Origin of the sequence: Deinococcus multiflagellatus (assembly GCF_020166415.1) — a bacterium.
GTDB lineage: Bacteria > Deinococcota > Deinococci > Deinococcales > Deinococcaceae > Deinococcus > Deinococcus multiflagellatus.
In genome coordinates, this window is the sequence record NZ_JAIQXV010000011.1 from 34,307 (window position 1) to 53,575 (window position 19,269).

At 69.2% G+C, this 19,269-nt stretch carries 16 protein-coding genes; 11 read left to right on the forward strand and 5 right to left on the reverse strand.

Annotated elements, in window-relative coordinates:
• The first annotated feature begins 2 nt into the window (after positions 1–2).
• A complete protein-coding gene (locus K7W41_RS13410; RefSeq protein WP_224609434.1) occupies positions 3–1,613 on the forward strand; it encodes a S49 family peptidase in 1,611 nt (536 codons plus the stop codon).
• Between the two features lie 51 nt (positions 1,614–1,664).
• Here the strand turns inward: K7W41_RS13410 and K7W41_RS13415 are convergent, their stop codons facing one another.
• From K7W41_RS13415 to K7W41_RS13425, 3 genes are all read right to left on the reverse strand, one after another.
• Positions 1,665–3,434, reverse strand: coding sequence for a M3 family oligoendopeptidase (locus tag K7W41_RS13415; protein WP_224609681.1), 1,770 nt, complete (start codon positions 3,432–3,434; stop codon positions 1,665–1,667).
• Between the two features lie 444 nt (positions 3,435–3,878).
• Positions 3,879–4,472 carry a phosphate signaling complex PhoU family protein gene (locus K7W41_RS13420; RefSeq protein ID WP_224609682.1) on the reverse strand — a complete coding sequence of 198 codons (594 nt, stop codon included), beginning with the start codon at positions 4,470–4,472 and terminating at the stop codon, positions 3,879–3,881.
• Positions 4,473–4,736: 264 nt separating this feature from the next.
• The gene (locus K7W41_RS13425) at positions 4,737–5,030 is read right to left on the reverse strand and encodes a hypothetical protein (RefSeq protein ID WP_224609438.1); all 294 of its coding nucleotides are present in this window, start codon (positions 5,028–5,030) and stop codon (positions 4,737–4,739) included.
• 129 nt (positions 5,031–5,159) lie between these two features.
• Between K7W41_RS13425 and K7W41_RS13430 the strand changes: the two genes are divergently transcribed.
• The 4 genes from K7W41_RS13430 (at position 5,160) to K7W41_RS13445 (ending at position 9,180) form a co-directional block, all read left to right on the forward strand.
• Positions 5,160–6,116, forward strand: coding sequence for a LysR family transcriptional regulator (locus tag K7W41_RS13430; RefSeq protein WP_224609439.1), 957 nt, complete (start codon positions 5,160–5,162; stop codon positions 6,114–6,116).
• Between the two features lie 128 nt (positions 6,117–6,244).
• Positions 6,245–7,714, forward strand: a complete 1,470-nt coding sequence (gene cysS / locus K7W41_RS13435) for a cysteine--tRNA ligase (protein ID WP_224609442.1) — start codon at positions 6,245–6,247, stop codon at positions 7,712–7,714.
• A gap of 260 nt (positions 7,715–7,974) precedes the next feature.
• Positions 7,975–8,550 (forward strand): YcjF family protein, encoded by a 576-nt coding sequence (locus K7W41_RS13440; protein ID WP_224609445.1) that lies wholly within the window; start codon positions 7,975–7,977, stop codon positions 8,548–8,550.
• 363 nt (positions 8,551–8,913) lie between these two features.
• A complete protein-coding gene (locus tag K7W41_RS13445) occupies positions 8,914–9,180 on the forward strand; it encodes a hypothetical protein (RefSeq protein WP_224609449.1) in 267 nt (88 codons plus the stop codon).
• A 283-nt stretch (positions 9,181–9,463) separates the two neighbouring features.
• Here the strand turns inward: K7W41_RS13445 and mqnC are convergent, their stop codons facing one another.
• Positions 9,464–10,648: a cyclic dehypoxanthinyl futalosine synthase gene (mqnC, locus tag K7W41_RS13450; protein ID WP_224609452.1), complete on the reverse strand. Its 1,185-nt coding sequence runs from the start codon at positions 10,646–10,648 to the stop codon at positions 9,464–9,466.
• Between the two features lie 250 nt (positions 10,649–10,898).
• On the opposite strand from mqnC, the gene gnd reads away from it, so the two are divergent.
• From gnd to K7W41_RS13480, 6 genes are all read left to right on the forward strand, one after another.
• A complete protein-coding gene (gene gnd, locus K7W41_RS13455) occupies positions 10,899–11,969 on the forward strand; it encodes a phosphogluconate dehydrogenase (NAD(+)-dependent, decarboxylating) (RefSeq protein ID WP_224609455.1) in 1,071 nt (356 codons plus the stop codon).
• Positions 11,966–13,630: a glucose-6-phosphate dehydrogenase gene (gene zwf, locus K7W41_RS13460; RefSeq protein WP_224609458.1), complete on the forward strand. Its 1,665-nt coding sequence runs from the start codon at positions 11,966–11,968 to the stop codon at positions 13,628–13,630. Before gnd ends, zwf begins: the two co-directional genes overlap by 4 nt.
• A 16-nt stretch (positions 13,631–13,646) precedes the next feature.
• On the forward strand, positions 13,647–14,597 hold the full coding sequence (locus K7W41_RS13465) for a glucose-6-phosphate dehydrogenase assembly protein OpcA (protein WP_224609461.1): 951 nt from the start codon (positions 13,647–13,649) through the stop codon (positions 14,595–14,597).
• Between the two features lie 169 nt (positions 14,598–14,766).
• Positions 14,767–16,239, forward strand: coding sequence for an arabinan endo-1,5-alpha-L-arabinosidase (locus tag K7W41_RS13470; protein WP_224609464.1), 1,473 nt, complete (start codon positions 14,767–14,769; stop codon positions 16,237–16,239).
• A gap of 203 nt (positions 16,240–16,442) precedes the next feature.
• Complete coding sequence (gene queG, locus K7W41_RS13475) at positions 16,443–17,555, forward strand: tRNA epoxyqueuosine(34) reductase QueG (protein ID WP_224609467.1); 1,113 nt, start codon at positions 16,443–16,445, stop codon at positions 17,553–17,555.
• 104 nt (positions 17,556–17,659) lie between these two features.
• Complete coding sequence (locus tag K7W41_RS13480) at positions 17,660–18,469, forward strand: glutaminyl-peptide cyclotransferase (RefSeq protein ID WP_380058187.1); 810 nt, start codon at positions 17,660–17,662, stop codon at positions 18,467–18,469.
• A 103-nt stretch (positions 18,470–18,572) separates the two neighbouring features.
• Here K7W41_RS13480 and tmk read toward each other — a convergent pair whose 3' ends face one another.
• Positions 18,573–19,229 (reverse strand): dTMP kinase, encoded by a 657-nt coding sequence (gene tmk, locus K7W41_RS13485; protein WP_224609470.1) that lies wholly within the window; start codon positions 19,227–19,229, stop codon positions 18,573–18,575.
• Between the last annotated feature and the right edge of the window lie 40 nt (positions 19,230–19,269).

Genomic DNA, 19,269 nt, shown 5'->3' on the forward strand with positions numbered 1-19,269 from the left:
CCATGCCCAATATTCCCTTTCTGCCCCAGGCCAAAGACGCGCTGCCCGGTGGGGTAACCCGGCCCACCTGGGTGGTGCTGGACCTGAGCGGCGCCTACCCGGAGCGCCAGCCCGGCAACCCGGTGCAGGCCCTGCTGAACCGCACCGAAACCCTGGAAGCCCTGGCCGGCCGCATTGAGAAACTGCGGGGCGCGGCGTGGCTGCACGGCGTGCTGGTGCGCTTTGGGGAATTCGCGGCGTCGCCCACGGCCGCCCACGCCATCCGGGGCCTGCTGCACGAACTGGCGCAGGACAAGCGGGTGGTGGCCTACCTGCCGCACCTGAACATGGTCACGCTGATCGCCGCCAGTGGCGCCCGCGAACTGGTGGCCCCCGAATCGGCGGAGGTGAACCTAGGCGGCTTTGGCCTGGAAAGCACCTTCCTGGGCGAGTTCCTGAAAAAACGTGGCATTGAATTCGAGAACCTGCGCATCCGGGAATACAAGGCGGCGCTGACCCGCTTTTCGCAGGACCACATGGACGAGGCCAACCGCGAACAGCTGCAGGCTTACCTGGACAGCCTGGAAACCGCCTGGGTGAGCGATCTGGCGTCGGCACGCGGGGTCAGCGAGGCGCAGGCCCTGGCGTGGCTCACGGCCGACCTGACCAGCGCGCAGGGTGCCCAGGCGGCCGGCCTGATTGACAAGGTGGCCTACGAGGATGAACTGATTGGCCCCGCCTCGCGCCCCTTTGCGGCGGTGGTGAACTGGCTGACGCCCAGCCGCCCCAAGGCCAAAGCGAAGGCCGGCCGGGTGGCGGTGGTACCCCTGATCGGCACCATCATTACGGGCAAGAGCCGCAACAACCCCCTGCCCCTGCCGCTGCTGGGCGGACCCATGGCCGGCTCGGACACGGTGGTCGCGGCCCTCAAGCGCGCCCAGGAGGACAAGACCACGAAGGCCATCGTGCTGTACGTAAACAGCGGCGGCGGCAGTGCCCTGGCCAGCGACCTGATCTGGCGCGAGGTGCAGCGCAGCGAGAAACCCGTGGTGGTGGTGATGGGCGAGTACGCGGCCAGTGGCGGCTACTACGTGGCCACGCACGCCAGGAAAATTGTGGCCTCGCCCTACACCCTGACCGGCTCGATTGGCGTGGTGAGCGGCAAGCCCGTGCTGCAGGAATTCAACCGCCGCCACGGCCTGAACCCCGAGCGCGTGGGCCGCGACCGCGCCCTGATGTACTCGGCCGCCCGCCCTTACAGCGACGAGGAACGCGGGCATGTGGAAAAGGGCATCGTGGAGGTCTATGACCGCTTTACCACCCGCGTGGCCGAGGGCCGCAAGCTGAACAAGGAGCGGGTGAACGAACTGGGCCGGGGCCGCATCTGGAGTGGCCGCGACGCCCTGGAACGCGGGCTGGTGGACGAACTGGGCGACCTGCGCACCGGACTGGCCCGCGCCCGCGAACTGGCCGGGCTGCCCGAAGGTGCCCCCGCCTGGAACGTGACCCCCAAGGGCCACGGCCCCCTGCCCGAATTCGCGCAGGAGGCCGCCCGCGCCGCCCAGCTCAGCCTGTGGCCCTTTGGCAGTGAGCGCGTGCTGGCATGGTTTGATCAGGACATCAACATTCGGTAGGTGGACAGTGGTGAGTGGGAAGTGGGTTGTGGTTTTTCCACTTCCCACTTTCTACTGCCCACTGACCCCCTCGTACGCCTCGATCTGGCGGCGGATGACGTTCAGGCTGCCTTCCCAGAAGGCGGGGGCATGCAGGTCAATGCCAAAGCGGGCGGCGAGTTCCAGCGGCGTGGCCTGTCCGGTGGCCGCCAGCAGGGCGTCGTAGCGGGCCTGGAAGTCGGCTTCCTGCCCAGCCGCGCGGGCCTGCTCGTACTGGGCATACAGGCCCAGGCCGAACAGCAGGCCAAAGGTGTACGGGTAGTTGTAAAAGGACCGGCCGTAATAGTGCGGTTTGACCGCCCACATGTACGGGTGCAGGGTGCCCAGGGCGTCGCCGTAAGTTTCGCGCTGCGCCCAGAGCATCAGGTCGTTCAGGTCGCTGGGGTTCAGGTCGCCACCCGCGCGGCGCTCGAACACGGCCTGCTCGAACAGAAAGCGGCTGTGGATGTCCACGATCACCTGCGCGTGGCCCATCAGCTGGGTTTCCAGCACATATAGGCGTTCCTGGCCCTGGGCGGTCTGCAGGGCGGCGTTCTGAATAATCGTCTCGCAGAAGATGCTGGCGGTTTCGGCCAGGGTCATGGGCGTTTCGCGCTGCAGGGGCGGCAGGTCGCCCAGCTGACGGTTGTGGTAGGCGTGCCCCAGTTCGTGGGCCAGGGTGCTCACGGAATCCAGGCTGGGGTCGTGGTTCATCAGGATGCGGCTGTCACCCCCCTGCCAGCGCATGCAAAAGGCCCCGCTGCGCTTGCCGTCGCGCGGGCCAGCGTCAATCCAGTCTTCCCGGAACGCCTGCGCGGCAAAGTCGCCCAGCGCGGCGCTGTAGCCCCGGAACTGGCGCTCCACGAACTCGGCGCCCGCCTCGTAGGTCCAGTGGGTGTCGCTCTGGCCAGCAGGCGCGAACAGGTCCCACCAGTCCAGCGCCGCCTTGCCCAGCCGCGCGGCCTTGGCGCGGAAGTAGCGGCGGAAGTCCGGCAGCGAGGCCACCACCGCCGCCTGCATGGCGTCCAGGGTGCCCCGGTCAATGCCGTTGCTCATCAGGCTGGGGGCCACGGCGTCCGCAAAGCCCCGGCGGGCGGCCAGGGTGCCCGCCTCGCCCTTAACCCCGTTCATGCAGGCAGCAAACACCACCTCCTGCGTTTTCCAGGCGGCCAGTTCGGCGTGGTAGGCGTCCTCGCGCACCTGGGGGTCCGGGTCGCTGGCCAGGGCGCGCAGGGCGGTCACGGGCAGCGACTGGCCCCGGAACTCGCCGCGCAGGGTGGAACTGACGTTGCCGTGCAGCTTGCCCCAGCCCCCGCCACTGGCCGGGTGCAGCCGGGCGGCCAGGTCTTCCTCGGCGGGGGACATCTGGTACTGGGCCTCGCGCACCGCGTCGCGCAGGGTGTGGGCGTGGGCGCGCACCACCTCGTCCTGGTCCAGCAGCGCGGCCAGCGCCGCGTCGTCCAGGCCGCCCACCCAGGCGGTCAGGCGCGAGCGCAGCGGCCCCAGCGGCAGCGTCAGGGTGGTCAGGGTCGCCACTTTCGCCTGCGCCGCCTCGTTGCGGCTGTCGGTGGAGACAAAGGCGTACAGGTACGCGCGCAGCGGCCCGGCCTCGTGCAGCACGCGGTTCAGGCCGTCCAGGGCCTGGGCCAGCCCGCTGGCCGTCACCGGGGCGCCGGCCTGAATCCCCTGCGCGTCAAAGAGTGCTTCCAGCTGCTCCACCTGGGCGCGCAGGGCCTCCAGGTCGCGGGTCAGGGCGGCATCGTCCAGGCCGGCATACAGGTCGTCGGTGCGCCAGCGGGGCATCTCGGGCAGGGTTGTGGTCACAGCTTCAGAGTCTAGGGTGCGCCTGGGGCCGGGCAAATGTAGGCTGAACGGCTTAGGGCGCGGCAGCTGGAGAGCCGGGGCTCTGGGAAAGAGCCGCCCCTCGCTTCGGCTGTGCTGGGCTGCATTCGCTTCGTCTTTGAGGATGATTCAAGGAAGTAACGCTTTTGGGGCTGATCTGCGTGTCACCCCCGCCCGGCCTCTTCTCTCAAGGGGACGGGGGGAAATCACCGTTGAACCGGGCTTATTGAAAAGGCGAGAACATTGACGCGACCAATGCGCCTTTTGAAAGGCCACGCCTCCTTCGCGCAATTCGGAACAGGGTCGGAAGGCGCCCCACCACACCCCAATGGACCGCTTCTCTTTCCCCCGACCCACTTCGCTCAGCCTGAAACGGTCCCCGAAACGCTTCAACCAGCCCCGCTCTCAGTGCACCGCGTTTTGGCCGATCAGCACTTCCAGGCGCTCGGCCACGTTCACCAGATGGTCACCCAGGCGTTCAAGGTTGCGGGCCATGCGGCCAGCGGTCAGGGCCACATCGGTGTCTTCGGGGCGCTCCATCAAGCGGGTCAGGCTGGCGCGCTGCATCTGCTCGTACAGGGCGTCCACCTGCTCGTAGTCCAGGCGCATCACGTCGCGCGCGGCGCTCAGATCGCGCTCGGCAAAGGCGTAGGACAGCCGCTCAACCATGATGCTCAGCAGGCGCACCAGGGGCAGCAGGTCCTGCAGGGTGGCGCTGCGCGCACGCGGCGCAAAGGTTTCCAGGTCGCGCGCCACCGAAAAGGCGTAGTCGCCCACCCGTTCCAGGTTGGTCAGGCTGCGGAACACCATGAGGAAAAAGGCCAGTTCCTGCTCCGTGGGCCCGGCCCCAAAGGCGGCGAGGCACAGGTCCTCGATTTCCCGTTCCAGGGCGTCGGTCTCGGCCTCCAGCGCCTGGGCCTGCCGGGTCAGGCCGGCGAATTCGGCGCGGGCGTTGGCGTCTTTCATGGCGTCCAGCTGTGCCAGGGTCAGGCTCAGCATACGCAGAAAGCGGGCCGTGACCAGCGCCGCGCCCTCGCCACCCGGGCCAGGGGGCGCGGGCTGGGGCGCGGAGGGACGCAGGCCGTTCGTCATGCGGCCAGTATCGTGCCGCCTTGTGATGGGCGGGTCAAGAACCTCTGCCGGGGGAATCACGAAGACCTGAAGACGCTTTTTGGGGTGCAGGGGCCCTTTTTCCCCGTTCTTCAGCCCCGACGGCACTGCCCAGGCGTTCCGCGTGGAGGGACGCCCTACTCGGGCAGGCCCCTACCCCGCGTGGCGGCGCACGGGGCCCAGCGGGGTCAGGCCTGCGTCCTGAAGGACCCGGCGCAGGTCGGCTGGGCGGTCCTCGTGGCCCTGGGGCACGGCCTGCAGCGTCAGGTCGCCCAGGCGGGCCACCGGCCACGCCCGCAGGGTCCAGCCGGGCACAGTGGGCACGGCGCCGTCTGGGGCCAGCACCTCTAGCACGTATACAGGCCGCGCGGCGGGGGGCGCCGCCAGCAGGGGGACCGCCTGAGACAGGGGGAGAACAACACGGGGGGGACGCGGGGCAGCCGTCATCAACATCACCTCTGGGCCCAGCGTGCGCCCGCGCCTGCACCTTTGACCATCGGCAGGCGCGCGGGCGCACGGCCCCGCCCATCGGGAAACCCGATCCAGCGGTGGGCGGCGCGGGGTCTACACTGGGGCATGTCGTTCGAGCGTGCGCCGGTGCTGCCCACCCTGGCCCAGTTGCGGGCCCTGCTGGCCGTGGCCGAGGCTGGCGGCTTCAGTGAAGCGGCGGCCAGGACGGGTGCGTCGCAGTCGTCGCTGAGCGAGGCGGTGGCCAAGCTGGAGGCGCTGACCGCGCGGCCCCTGCTGCGCCGGGGCCGGGGCGGCGCGGTGCCCACCCCAGCGGGCGAGCGGCTGCTGGCTTACGCCCGCCTGAGCCTGCAGGCCGCCGAGGACGCGCTGCACGCCGCGCAGGAGGGCGGGGCGCTGTCGGGGACCGTACGGGTGGCGTCGTTTCGCTCCACCGCCACCCACCTGCTGCCGCCGGCGCTGGCGGCCTTCCGCACGGCCCACCCGGGCGTGCGTGTACAGCTACTGGACGGCGAAACCGAGGGCGGCGGCGAGGCCCTGGTGCGCAGCGGGCAGGCCGACGCCGCCATCGTGATCGGTGAGCACAGCCCGGACCTGCGCCTGACCCCGCTGATCGTGGATGAATACTTGTTCGTGGCCCCGGCCTCGCGCGGCACGCACCCGGTGGCCCCGGCCGAACTGGCCCAGGGCCCGCTGCTGCTGCCCGGCGGCCTGAACTCCTGCCACCGCCGCGTGATGGCCTACCTGCGCGGCTGCGGCCTGAGCGCCGACCAGATCAGCGAGGTGGGCGAGGACAGCGTGATTCTGGGCATGGTGGCGCACGGCCTGGGCGTCAGCGTGATGCCCCGGCTGGCCCTGACCCCGCAGCCGGGCGGCGTGGTGGCCCTGCCGCTGCCTGAACCCCTGGCCCGGCCGCTGGCGCTCGCTACCCTGCCGCACCGCGCGGGGCTGCCCCTTCTACGCGCCTTCAGTATTGCCCTGCAGGGCGCCCTGACCTGCCTGCCCCCGGACACCGCGCCCCGGCCTGGCCCCGGTCCCCGCCCGGCGCCGCCTCTGCTACATTAGGGCCATGTTGACCCTGTGTTGCCCGTCCTAGCGGCCCGCAGCCCTGGTCTGCCGCGTCGCGCCCCATCCTCTTGGCGGCGCGGTTTTTTATTGCCCCACTTGCCCTGCCTCTGTGCACAGGAGCCCCCATGACCCACCCCCAGCCGGACCCCCACATCGTTCTGTACGACACCCTGCAGCGCCAGAAGGTGCCCTTTGTGCCGACCACGCCGGGCCGCGTGGGCATGTACCTGTGCGGGCCCACGGTGTACAGCGACGCCCACCTGGGCCACGCCAAGAAAGAGGTGGCCTTCGACGTGATCCGGCGCGCGTTTGTGCATTTCGGGTATCAGGTGCGCTACGTGGCGAACATCACCGATGTGGGGCATCTGCAAAACGACTCCGACGACGGCGAGGACAAGATGCTGGCCCGCGCCCGCCTGGAACAGCTGGAGCCCATGGAAGTGGCCGACAAGTACATGTGGTCGTTCGTAAAGGACATGGAGGCCCTGAATGTCCTGAAGCCCAGCATCAACCCGCGTGCCACCGGGCACATCACCGAGCAGATTCAGCTCATTGCCGAACTGATCGAGCGCGGCCACGCCTACGAGTCGCAGGGCAGCGTGTATTTCGATGTGCGCTCGTGGCCCGAATACGGCAAGCTTTCGGGGCGCAAGCTGGACGACCAGGAAGAGGGCACGCGCGAAGCCGTGCGCGAGGAAAAGCGCGACCCCCGCGACTTTGCCCTGTGGAAGCGGGCCGAGGCCGGGCACATCATGCGCTGGGACTCGCCGTGGGGCTTAGGCTTTCCGGGCTGGCACATTGAATGCAGCGCCATGAGCCTGAAGTACCTGGGCGAGGGCTTCGACATTCACGGCGGCGGCCTGGACCTGCAGTTTCCCCACCACGAGGCCGAAATTGCCCAGGCCGAGGCGGCCGGGCATCCCTTTGCCCGCTACTGGATGCACAACAACATGCTGACCATTGGCGGCGAGAAGATGAGCAAGAGCAAGGGCAACTTCCTGACCATTCAGGACGTGCTGGCCCAGCACGACCCGATGGTGGTGCGCTTTCTGCTGGTGGGCAGCCACTACCGCTCGATTACCGAGTTCAGCGATGCGGCCTTTGAGAGTGCGCGCAGTGGCTACCGCCGCCTGAGCGAAGCCCTGAACGAAGTCGAGCGCCGCCTGCCCACCGCACCTGCCGGCCAGGACGCCGCCCTGGACGCCAGGATCGCCGCCCACACCGCCGCCTTTGAGGACGCCATGCGCGACGACTTCAACACGCCCAAGGCGGTGGCGGCCCTCTTTGGCCTGACCACCGACCTGAACGCGGCGCTGAACGCGGGGCCGGTGCCACAGAGCACGCTGGAACGGGCGCGCGACGCCTACCGCACCCTGGGCGGCGATGTCCTGGGCCTGTTTGCCGACTCCGGCACGGCCGCCCGGGGCCAGGACGACACCGAAGTGGTGGGCGCCCTGATGGAACTGGTGCTCAAGGCCCGCCAGAACTACCGCCTGAACAAGCAGTACGCCGAGGCCGACGAACTGCGCGCCACCCTGACCCGCGTGGGCGTGACGGTAGAGGACACCAAGGACGGCCCCCGCTGGAAGCGCTGAACATAAAGGCCGGTGGGGCTGCATGAGCCGGCCGTGACAGAAGGCCCGTTCCTTACCTGAGCGGGCTGTCAGCAACGTGTCAGTCGGGCCATGTAGCATGACAGGCGAGCGGTGGTTTCACCCTCATCCTTCCCTCCTTAAAGGACACGCCACCTCCCCCCCTGGGCGTGTCCTTTTTCTGTGTGGTGCGCCAGGGCAGGGCCGCGAACCTAAACAATTTGGAGGTGGGCGCCCTCTGGGGGGCAGAGTACACTCCGCGTATGTTGCCCCCGCTTGTCAAACAGGTGCTCGACAACTTCAACCTGGACGTGGACCCCACGCTGTCGCGCGAGGAAAACGCCGAGGAAGTCATCAAGAGTGCGGCGCTGCTTTCGGGGGCCATTGCGGTGGAGCCCATTCCCTTCGCCGACATGTTCCTGATCACCCCGGTGCAGGGCAAGATGGTGCTGCACATCGGCAAGATTTATGGCTTCGACATCACGCCGGAGCGCTCACTGGAAATTGCGCGCGAAATTGGCGTGACCATCGCCTACGGCATGGCGGCGCGGCAGGTGATGCGCGGGCTGGCCAAGCTGGCGTTGCCGGTGATTGGCGGCCTGATCACAGCCCCGGCGGTGTACGGCTGGACCTTCGCGCTGGGCCGGCTGGCGCAGAACTACTTCGAGCGCCGCGCCCTGGGCCTGCCGGATTCGCGGCGCGATCAGGTGAAGGTGGTGCAGGAAGCCAAGCGCGACTCGCGCCGCGTGCTGCCCGGCGCCCAGGACTTCTCCGATCTGGCCTCGGAGTTGCGCCGCCGCGCCGAGCAGAAAAACAGCGGCGGCCCTTCCCGCCACTAGGTTGCTCGCTGTTGATCTTGAGATCAACCGAGCAGGCTGGAACAGCGGCGTCGCAGAGCGAGCAGCGAAAAAAGTGCCTCGCCCCGGGAATGGAAACGTTTCTGCGCTGTTCTGAAGTATTGGCATGGAGGAGGGGCGAGGCACTGAGCCCTGCTGGGGGTGGGCGGACCCCTCCTCTACCACCACGCGGCGCCGGTTCAGGCTGGCGCCGTTTTTCTGTGGCCCAGATGGGCTCTCTGTCTTCTCCACGTTCGCTTTTCCGGCCACCAAAGCGGGACAGAAACTGACGCAAGCTGACCGAAAGTTGAGAAGTCATCACATTGGAGTATGAAATTCGTCATGCAGTGGACGTATGCTGACCCCATGAGCATCACCCGTCACTTCAGCGATACGCGGACGGACACGGGCCGCGTTCGGATTCTGATCCGCGCCGGCCTCGTGCTGCTGCACGCTGAGGGGGCCGGCTGGCAGCACAGCAGCCAGCACCACTCGGTGCAGGACGCCGCCCTGGAACTGGCGATGTTGCCCGAGGTGAGCGCCGAGCTGTACGCCAGTGCAATCAGCGATCTGGAACAGCAGTTGGCCCGCGACGGCCACGCCCCCGACGAACCCTACTCCGGCGCCGCCTGAGCGCAGAGCAGCAGAAGAATTCGAGAACACGCGCCGGTTAGAGCATGTCTCTAACCGGCGCGGCGCGTTTGGGGAGAGGGGTGCGGGGGTGAACCGGCCAGCGTTTTTCGGACGGCTCCAGGAAAACAGCTGGGCAGAGAGGCGTCACTCTGACGCCTCTCTGCCTTTCTCCAGCCCTCTGCATCGACCACACACTGTACCCGCGACGAGCACGGCTTAAGCCCCCGCAGCTCGATCCCACAAGGCGTTTCAGGTGCCCGGCCGAACCAGCCTCCCCCCTCTTCTACTGCCCGGCGCCCACCGCCCGCGCCGCCTCGGGATTCTCGTCGGCGCGGCTGAGCACCGCCTCCGCATCGGGCCAGTCGATGATCTGAAAGCGGCTGTTGCGAATGGCGGGGGTAAAGCCCGCGTCCACCGCAATGCGGATCAGTTCGCGCACGGTCGCGCGGTGGCGGCCATGCCCCCCGGCGGCCGACACCACGTTCTCTTCCAGCATGGTGCTGCCCAGGTCGTTGGCGCCGTAGTACAGCGCCGCCTGCGCCACCTTGAAGCCCTGTGCGGGCCACGACGCCTGCACGTTGGGAATGTTGTCCAGGGCGATGCGGGCAATCGCCAGTTGCTGCAGGTACTCGTGGGCGGTGGCGCCGGGTGCCTTGCCATGCAGGCGGGTGTGCTCGGTCTGCAGGGTCCACATGGCAAAGCCCGAAAAGCCGTTGCCACCGTAGTCGCGCAAGGCCTTGTCTTGCTGGTCGCGGATTTTGACGAGGTGGGCGGCGCGCTGGGCGTACGTTTCCCCGAAGCCGATCACCATGGTGGCAATCGTGTACAGCCCCTTGCGCTGCGCCGCGTCAATGATGCGGAACCAGTCCTCACTGCGAATGCGGGCGGGGGCCGCCTTGGCGCGCACCTCGTCTTCCAGGATCTCGCCGCCGGCCCCGGGCAGGCCGTCCAGGCCCGCTTCAATCAGGGTATCGAGCAGCGCGTCCAGGTCCAGCCCAAAGGTCTTTTCCATGAACAGCACTTCTTCGGGCGAGAAGGCGTCAATGCGGATGGTGGGGTGGTGCGCTTTGACGTGGCGCAGCAGCCCCGTGTAGTAGTCCAGCCCCAGCTCGGGGTTCACGCCGCCCTGCAGCAGAATGCGGGTGCCGCCCACCGCCTCCAGTTCGCGGATCTTGGCGCTGATCTGTTCGTAATCCAGGGTGTAACTGTCCTTCTGGCGGCGGGTGCGGTAAAAGGCGCAGAAGTTGCAGCCCACATTGCAGATGTTCGTGTAATTGATGTTTCGGTCAATCAGGAACGTCACCACGCCGGGGTCGCGCCGCGCCAGGCGCAGGTGGTGGGCGGCGGCGGCGACCTCGGGCAGGGGCAGGTGATACAGCGCTTCGATCTCGCTGGGGGACAGGCGCTCGCCGCGCGTGGCCTGGTCAAGCAGCGCGGTCCCGGGGCCAGAGAGGGCGGGGGCGGTCATGGAGCCAGCGTAGCACCGCCCTGGAAGGCATTCGTCCATCCTGCCGCGTGGCGCTGGCCCCCCGTCCACGCGGCAGAAATCCGGCTGTCCTGGCCAGAGGGACTGCCGCCCGGGCTGGGCACACCCTGGCCGCACTGGGCAGCGGCGTACAGATTTTTTTCAGGCGGCCCGGGGCCGACACGTATAGTGCAAAAGGCAACTGCGGCCCGGAAGCACTGGAAGCGCTTCTGAGGCCCGGGGAGGTCTCGTTATGAAGATCGGCATGATTGGGCTGGGCAAAATGGGCGGCAACATGGTGCTGCGCCTGACGGGCGGCGGCATTGACGTGACGGGGTACGACCGCAGTGCCGAGAGCGTGGCGCAGATTGAGGCCCAGGGCGCACGCGGCGCCCGCACGATGGACGACCTGATCGCGGCGCTGGGCGAGCCCGGGCAGCGGGCCGTGTGGATCATGGTGCCGGCCGGGCCCATCACGCAGGCGGTGATTGACGATCTGGCCGGGCGCCTCTCGCCGGGCGACATCATCATTGACGGCGGCAACAGCAACTACAAAGACACCATGAAGCGCGCCGAGGAACTGGCCGCCCGGGGCCTGCACTTTGTGGACGTGGGCACCTCGGGCGGGGTGTGGGGCCTGAAAGAAGGCTACGCCATGATGATCGGCGGCCCCGAGGAAGCCGTGGAGCGCCTGCGCCCCGTCTTTGAGGTGCTGGCCCCCGCCGCTGACCGGGGCTGGGGCCGCATGGGCCCGGCGGGCAGCGGCCACTACGTGAAAATGGTCCACAACGGCATTGAGTACGGCATGATGCAGGCCTACGCCGAAGGCTTTGAGCTGATGAAGGCCCACCAGACCTTTGGCCTGGACATGGCCCAGATTGCCGAACTGTGGCGCCACGGCAGCGTGGTGCGCAGCTGGCTGCTGGACCTGACCGCCGAGGCCCTGAAGAACAAGGCCGATTTCGACCAGCTTTCGGACTACGTGGCCGACAGCGGCGAGGGGCGCTGGACCATCATCGATTCGGTGGAACTGGGCGTGCCCACCCCGGTGATCACCCTGGCCACCCAGATGCGCTTTCGCAGCCAGCAGGAGGTCAGCTACGCCGGACAGATGCTCTCGGCCATGCGCCGGGCGTTCGGCGGGCACGCGGTCAAGACCATCGAGGCGCCCCGCCAGGAAGGGCTGGTGCCCGAGGTGGCCCCCGGCGACCACCCCAAGGCGGCGGCCCCCGAGAATATTGGGCAGACCAGCAGCGCGGGCGAGGGCAGCGCCGCCGAACAGCTGGGCGAAACCGGCCAGCAGCGCGTGAAGGGTGACGAGTGAGCCCGCGCAAGGCCGGCACAACCGCTGGAGGCGCGGCCCCGAAAAAGGCAACGAAAAAGGCTGCCGGGCAAGCCGCCCAGGCTGCGCCGTCGGCCGCGCCGCGCCGCGCCCGGGGTGCCCAGGCCCCCGGCGCCGACGGCACCAACCCCTTCCGCGCCCTGATGCGCCGCAGCCGCGCGCCAGAGCCCGCGACCCTGGTGATTTTCGGGGCCACCGGCGACCTCGCGCGGCGCAAACTGCTGCCCGCCGTGTTCGGCCTGTGGCAGGACGGCCTGCTGGGCAGCGCCTTTAACATCGTCGGGATTGGGCGCCAGGAGATGAACGACGAGCAGTTCAAGGACTTTGTGCTGGCCGCGCTGAAGGAGAGCAAGGAAACCGACACGCCGCAGCCCGGCAGCCTGGAGAAATTCCGCGAGCTGCTGTACTACGAGTTTGGGGACTTCGGCGGCGACGAGGTCTACCAGCTGATTGACAAGGAGCTGCGCCGGGCCGAGAACGACCACGGCGGGCGCAAGAACGCCCTGTTCTACCTCTCCACCCCCCCCAGCCTCTTTGAGCCCATCAGCAACGGCCTGGGGCGCCTGGGCCTGTCCGACGAATCCGAGGGCTGGCGGCGGCTGGTGATCGAGAAGCCTTTCGGGCGCGACCTGAAAAGTGCGCGCGAGCTGAACGACGCCATTCACCGCGTCTGGGACGAGTCGCAAGTGTACCGCATTGACCACTACCTGGGCAAGGAGACGGTGCAGAACCTCATGGCGATCCGCTTCGGCAACGCCATTTTCGAGCCGCTGTGGAACCGGGGCTTTGTGGACCATGTGCAGATCACGGCCGCCGAGGACCTGGGCTTAGAAGGCCGCGCGGGCTACTACGAAGAAGCGGGCGTGGTGCGCGACATGCTGCAAAACCACCTGATGCAGCTGTTTGCCCTGACCGCCATGGAGCCGCCCGCCGCCTTTGATGCCAACGCCATCCGCGACGAGAAGGTGAAGGTGCTGCGCGCCGTCAAGGAGATTCCTTCGGGGCGCGTGGACGAGGTGGCGGTGCGCGGGCAGTACGGCCCCGGCACCCTGTACGGCGAGGAGGTGCCCGGCTACCGCGAGGAGCCCAACGTGAAGGCGGGCAGCACCACGCCCACCTACGTGGCCCTGAAACTGGAAGTGGACAACTGGCGCTGGCAGGGTGTGCCGTTTTTCCTGCGCACCGGCAAGCGGCTGCCCAAAAAGGTCACGGAAATTGCCGTGGTGTTCAAGCGCCCGCCGCTGGGTATCTTCCCCGGCGGCCTGGAGCGCAACGTGCTGGCCTTCCGCATTCAGCCCGACGAGGGCGTGAGCCTGAAGTTTTCCAGCAAGACCCCGGGGCAGGAGATGGTGCTGCGCGAGGTGGTGATGGATTTCCGCTACGACGCCTTTGGCGCGCAGCTCGAAAGCCCCTATTCGCGCCTGCTGCTGGACGCCATGCTGGGCGACGCCACGCTGTTTCCCCGCGAGGACGAGGTGGACCTGGCGTGGCAGATTGTGTCCGGCATTCTGGACACCTGGGACGCGCAGCCCGGCCGCCGCCCCCGCAAGGGCCCGGACTTTCCCAACTACGTGGCCGGCACCTGGGGCCCCGACGAGGCCGACGAGCTGATGGGCCCCGACCGCCGCTGGCGGCGGCTGTGAGGGGGTGAGGCGACCTGTGACCCGGATCAGCCAGACCCCCGGCCAGCTGGGGCCGGTGGACACCACCGTGCGCGGCGCCCAGACCACGCTGGACGAACTGTGGGTGCGCGCGGGCGTGGAAACGCGCGCCTACACCGGCAACATGATTGCCCTGACGGTGAAAAAGCACCTCGCGCGGGTGCAGGAGGCGCTCTCGGGCCTGGAGGGCCGCTACGCCGGGCGCCAGATCATTGGCGTGATGGACGGGGTGGGCGACCTGCTGGTGCACGCCAGTCTGGTGCCGCAGCAGGGCGGCCTGTACGTGGAGCGCCTGACGCTGGAAGCCAGCCCCGCGCAGCTGCAGGGCGCCATTTTGCCCCTGATTCGCACCGCCACTGTGAATCATGTGTGGTGGGGCGCCGACAGCCGCCCCGAAGGCCCGCTGCTGAGCGAACTCACCGAAATTGCCGATCAGGTGATCGTGGACAGCCTGACGCTGGACGTGCCGCCCTCGCGCCACTACGCGCTGGCCGACCTGGGCTGGAGTCGCTCGGCGTCCTGGCGTGAGGCGCTGGCGCAGGTGTTCGATGTGCCGGAAGCGGCGCGGCAGCTCCCGCGCGTGACCGCCATGACCGTGCGCCACGCCGGCAAAAAGGACCTGCCCGCGCGGCTGTTCGCTGGCTTTGTGGCCGACACGTTGGGCTGGCGCGACCTGCGCACGGTGGACTTCCGCAGCGCCCGCTGTGGCCGTGAAAACGGCGACCTGTGCGGCGTGGAGCTGCGCGGCGAGGACGGCCTGCACATCGCCCTTCAGGCGCAGAGCGGCGATATCGTGCGGGTCGAAGCGCGCTGGGACGATGTGCAGCGGGTCTCAGAAGTGACCGTGCCGCAAATGACGCTGGCCCAGGGGCTGGCCCGTGTGATGGCCCGCCCCGAGCGCGGCGAAGTGTTCGAGCGCGCCTGGAGCATGGCCAAGGCGACGCTGTAGCGAGCTAGGGTTCAAGGGAAGGCGGGTCCCTGTGGGCCCGCCTTCGTTTGTTGTTTGGCCCGTCAGAATGCCTCCGCCCCCTCCCCTGCTACACTGGCGCGGTTTCCCACCCACCATGACCAGCGGCGCTGCGCCCCACCCAAAGGGCCAGGGCGGCGGGAGGTTTTTGATGCGAATTCACACGGCTCTTCTTCTGGCCAGCTCTGTGCTGCTGGCCGCCTGTGCCCCGCAGCGGGTCCCCGACTCTGCGGCGGCGCCCGCCGCCTCTTCCCTGGCCGCCCAGGCAGTCGTGCCGCAGGCCGGCGAGCTGGGCGCACACGATCCGGTGCTGTTCAAGGCCGGCAACACCTACTGCGTCATGTCCACCGGCGTGGAAAGTTCGGGGGCCCCGGGCGGCATCCTGGTCCACCGGTCGGACGGTGGCCTGGGGGGCCCGTGGCGCACGCTGGGGGCCATTCCCGCCCCAGCCTGGGCCGCGCGCGAGTACGGCGCGAAGAACATCTGGGCGCCGGAAGTGGTCTACAACGGCCAGGAACGCCGCTACTACCTGTATTACGCGGTGTCGCAGTTTGGCACCCGCAACTCGGCCATTGGGGTGGCCAGCAGCACCAACCCGTGTGCCACGACCACCTGGACCGACCACGGGCCCATGCTGCGTTCGGGCAGCGGCACCTCGTACAACGCCATTGACCCCAGCGTGCACTGGGACCCGGACAGCGGCTGGTGGCTGGCCTGGGGCTCGTTTTTCAGCGGCCTGAAAGTGCAGCGCCTGAGCAGCATGACCACCCTGACTGGCCCGGTCACCACCATCGCCTCGCGGCCTGGGGTCCCGAACAACCCGGTCGAGGCGCCCACAATCTTCAAGCGGGGCAACTTCTATTACCTGCTGGCCTCGTGGGACAGCTGCTGCAAGGGGCTGGCCAGCACCTACAAGACCGTGATGGGCCGCGCGACCAGTATCACCGGGCCCTACGTGGACCAGCAAGGCGTGCGCCTGGACCAGGGCGGCGGCACCGTCCTGCTGAACCACCGCGCAAACAAGCTGGGCCAGGGTGGCGGCGACGTGTACCAGGAGGGCGGCACCGTCTACTTTGCCCACCACTACTACGACACCACTGCCGGGGGCAGCCCCAAGCTGGACATCAAGGCGCTGGAATGGAACGGCAACTGGCCCCGGTCCAGCGAGGCCACCGCCGGCTACCAGCTGAGCAGCGGCGCGGTGTACCGGCTGGTCAACCAGACCAGCGGCCTGTGCCTGGACGTGCAAAACGGGGTCGCCAGCCCGGCGGCGCAGCTGCAGCAGTGGGGCTGCAACGGGCAGGCCGCCCAGAATTTCCGTCTGGAAGCAGCGGGTGACGGCGCCTACCGCCTGCGCAGCCTGCTGGGCGCGCAGGACCACTGCCTGGATGTGGCCAACGGGGACACCACCCCGGGCACCGACGTGCGCCTGTGGCCCTGCAACGGCCTGGGCGCCCAGCAGTGGATCCTGGAGGATATGGGCGGCGGCTTCCACCGCCTCGTGGGCCCGCAGACGCGCCTGGCCCTGGACAACGTGAACGGCAGCGTGAACGCCGGCACCGAGGTCCGCACCTGGACCCCCAACGGCGCCGCAGCACAGAACTGGCGACTGGAACGGCGGTAAAGGGAGGTTTCAGGGTCCCCAGGTGAGGAGCGCAGGTCACCGTCTGCCTCCCCACCTGGGGGCCCGCCCTGTGCGGGACTGGCTCGATTGGGCGCGTCCCCAAGATCTTCACCCTGAAGAGCCTGCTCCCGCACGCCCCCAGCCCCCTCCCTCCGTGCCACACCTCTCGTTTGCTCCAGGCGCCGCGCGGCATACTGCGCCGCGTGAGTGCCGCCGAGACCCTGGCCGACCTCGCCCACGCGCTGGGGGCCGACGCGGTGGGCTGGGCGCCAGCGGCTGTTCCGGCCCCGGCCGTGGCGGAATACGCCGCGTGGCTGGAGGCCGGCCGCCACGCGGGCATGACCTATCTGGAACGGCAACTGCCGGTGCGCGCCGACCCCGGCCAGCGCCTACCGGGGGTGCAGAGTGTGCTGGTGCTGGGCGTGTCGCACGCTTTTGCGCCGCCGCCCGTGCCGGCAGGGGGCATCCGGGCGGGGCGGGTGGCGCGCTACGCCTGGACCCCCGATTACCACGACCAGCTGCAACCCCTCCTGAGCCGGCTGGAAGAGGCGGCGGCGCAGCTGGGCGTGCGCGCCCGGGGCTACGTGGACCACGGGCCCGTCATGGAGCGCCTGTTTGCGGCGTCCGGGTTTCTGGGCTGGCGCGGCAAATCCGGCATGCTGGTGAGCACCACGCTGGGCGCCTTCGTGACGCTGGCGGTGCTGCTGACCGATCTGCCGCTGGAGACCTCTCCTGTGGGCCACCCGGACCGCTGCGGGCGCTGCACCCGCTGCGTGGCCGCCTGCCCCACCGCCGCCATAGGCCCGGACCGCGCCATCGACGCGCGGCGCTGCGTGTCGTACCTGACCATTGAGCACCGGGGCCCGGTGCCGCTGGCCCTGCGCCCTGGCGTGGGCGAGTGGCTGTTTGGCTGCGACGTGTGCAGCGAGGTCTGCCCCTGGAGCGCCAAGGCGGGGCCCCTGGCCCGGCACCTGACCCCCCGGCCCGAACTGGCGTGGCCGGACCTGGGCACCTTTTTTGGTGTGGGCGAGCGCCAGTTCGAGCGCCAGTACGCGGGCACCGCCTTTCTGCGGCCCCGGCGCAAGGGCCTGGCCCGCAACGCCCTGACGGTGCTGGGCAACACCCGCGCCCCGGCCGGCTGGCCGCTGCTGCTGGCCGGCCGCACGGATCCCGCCTGGGAGGTGCGCGACGCCGCCGCCTGGGCCCTGGCCCAGTGGGGCGAGTGGGCCCACGTGGAGGCGCTGCGCCGCGACCCCGATGAACGGGTGCAGGCGGCGGCCACCCAGTTGCTGACGGGCGAGGTCGCGGCCCCCTGACCGTGGCCCCCATAAAGGGGGGATAGAGGTCTGACCATACGGGGCGCCCCCGGCCCGTCTACCATGAGGCTGTGCGCCCTTTCCGCCTTCTGCTGCCCCTGCTGCTGTGTCTGCCCGCCCTGCCGGCCGCCCACGCCCAGACCGTGCCCACCCTGACCCCCACGGTCACCGCCCGCTATCCGCATGACCGGGCGGCCTTTACCGAGGGCCTGCAGTACCTGGGCGGCGGCGTGTACATGGAAAGCACTGGGCAGGTGGGGCAATCCGGCGTGCGGCGCGCAGACCTGAAAACGGGCCGGGTGCTGGCCCAGGTGCCCACCCCGCTGGCCAGCGCTTTTGGCGAGGGGGTGGCGGTGCTGGGCGGCGCGGCCTACCACCTGACCTGGCAAAACGGCCTCGCGTTCTCCTTTGACGCCCAGACGCTGAAGGAAACCGGGCGTTACCGCTACCCCGGCGAGGGCTGGGGCCTGACCACCGACGGCCGCAGCCTGATCATGAGCAACGGCAGCGCCACCCTGACGTGGCGCGATCCCCGCACCTTCGCCGCGCGCCGCACGGTGCAGGTGACGGACCAGGGCCAGCCTGTGCGCCACCTGAATGAACTGGAGTGGGTGCAGGGCGCGGTTTACGCCAACGTGTGGCTGACGGACCGTATTGCCCGCATTGACCCGCAGACGGGCAAGGTGACCGCCTGGATCAACGTGGCGGACCTGACCCGCGAGGCCAGCAGCGCGGCGGCCCGCGCCGGCCAGCCCCTCACCTTCGACGACGTGCCCAACGGCATCGCCTTTGTGCCCGAACGCGGCACCCTGCTGCTGACCGGCAAACGCTGGCCCACCCTGTTTGAAGTCAAGCTGCCGGGCCTGAAACCCGAGGGCAGCAGCGTGGGCGGTCGCGCCGCGCCGCGCCGGTAAGGGGAAAAGTGGGTGCGGCGACCCAGTGGAGTCGCCGCACCCTTTACTTTGAACAGCGGTGATCAGCTTGGACAGCTGCTTGCACTTGACCCCGCCTGGGCCTTCAAAGCGGCAGAGACTCCGTTGACCAACCGCCCTCAACGGCGCCAACCAGGGGCGCCACGGCCGCCCAGATGGCTTCGGCCAATGCGTCTTCCGGCTGCGTGGCGTCCAGCACCAGAAAGCGCGCCGGCTCGGCCCCGGCCAGGGCCAGAAAGCCCGCGCGCACCCGGGCGTGAAAGGCCAGATCAGCCTGCTCCAGGCGGTCTGGGTGGCCCCGGCGCGCGGCGCGGGCCAGCCCCACGGCCGGGTCCAGGTCCAGCAGCACGGTTAGCGCAGGGCTCAGGCCCCCTGTGGCCGCCTGCGTGATCTGGCGCAGCAGGTGGTCTGGCAGGGCCCGCCCAGCCCCCTGGTAGGCCAGGGTGGAATCCGCGTAACGGTCACAGACCACCACCTCGCCCCGCGCCAGTGCCGGGCGAATCACGTTCGCCACGAGTTGCGCGCGGCTGGCCGAATACAGCAGAAACTCTGGCAGCGGGTCAATGCTCAGTGCCGGGTCCAGTAGCACTTCACGCACGCGGGTGCCCAGTGGGGTGCCGCCGGGCTCGCGCGTGACGGTGCAAGGCACGCCCCGCTGCGCCAGCTGGGCGGTCAGCCGCGAGAGCTGTGTGCTTTTGCCCGCGCCCTCGGGGCCTTCAAAGGTGAGGAACAGGCCGGTCACGCGCGGAAATGCCCTTTGGGAGGAGTACCCTTCGCCGGGG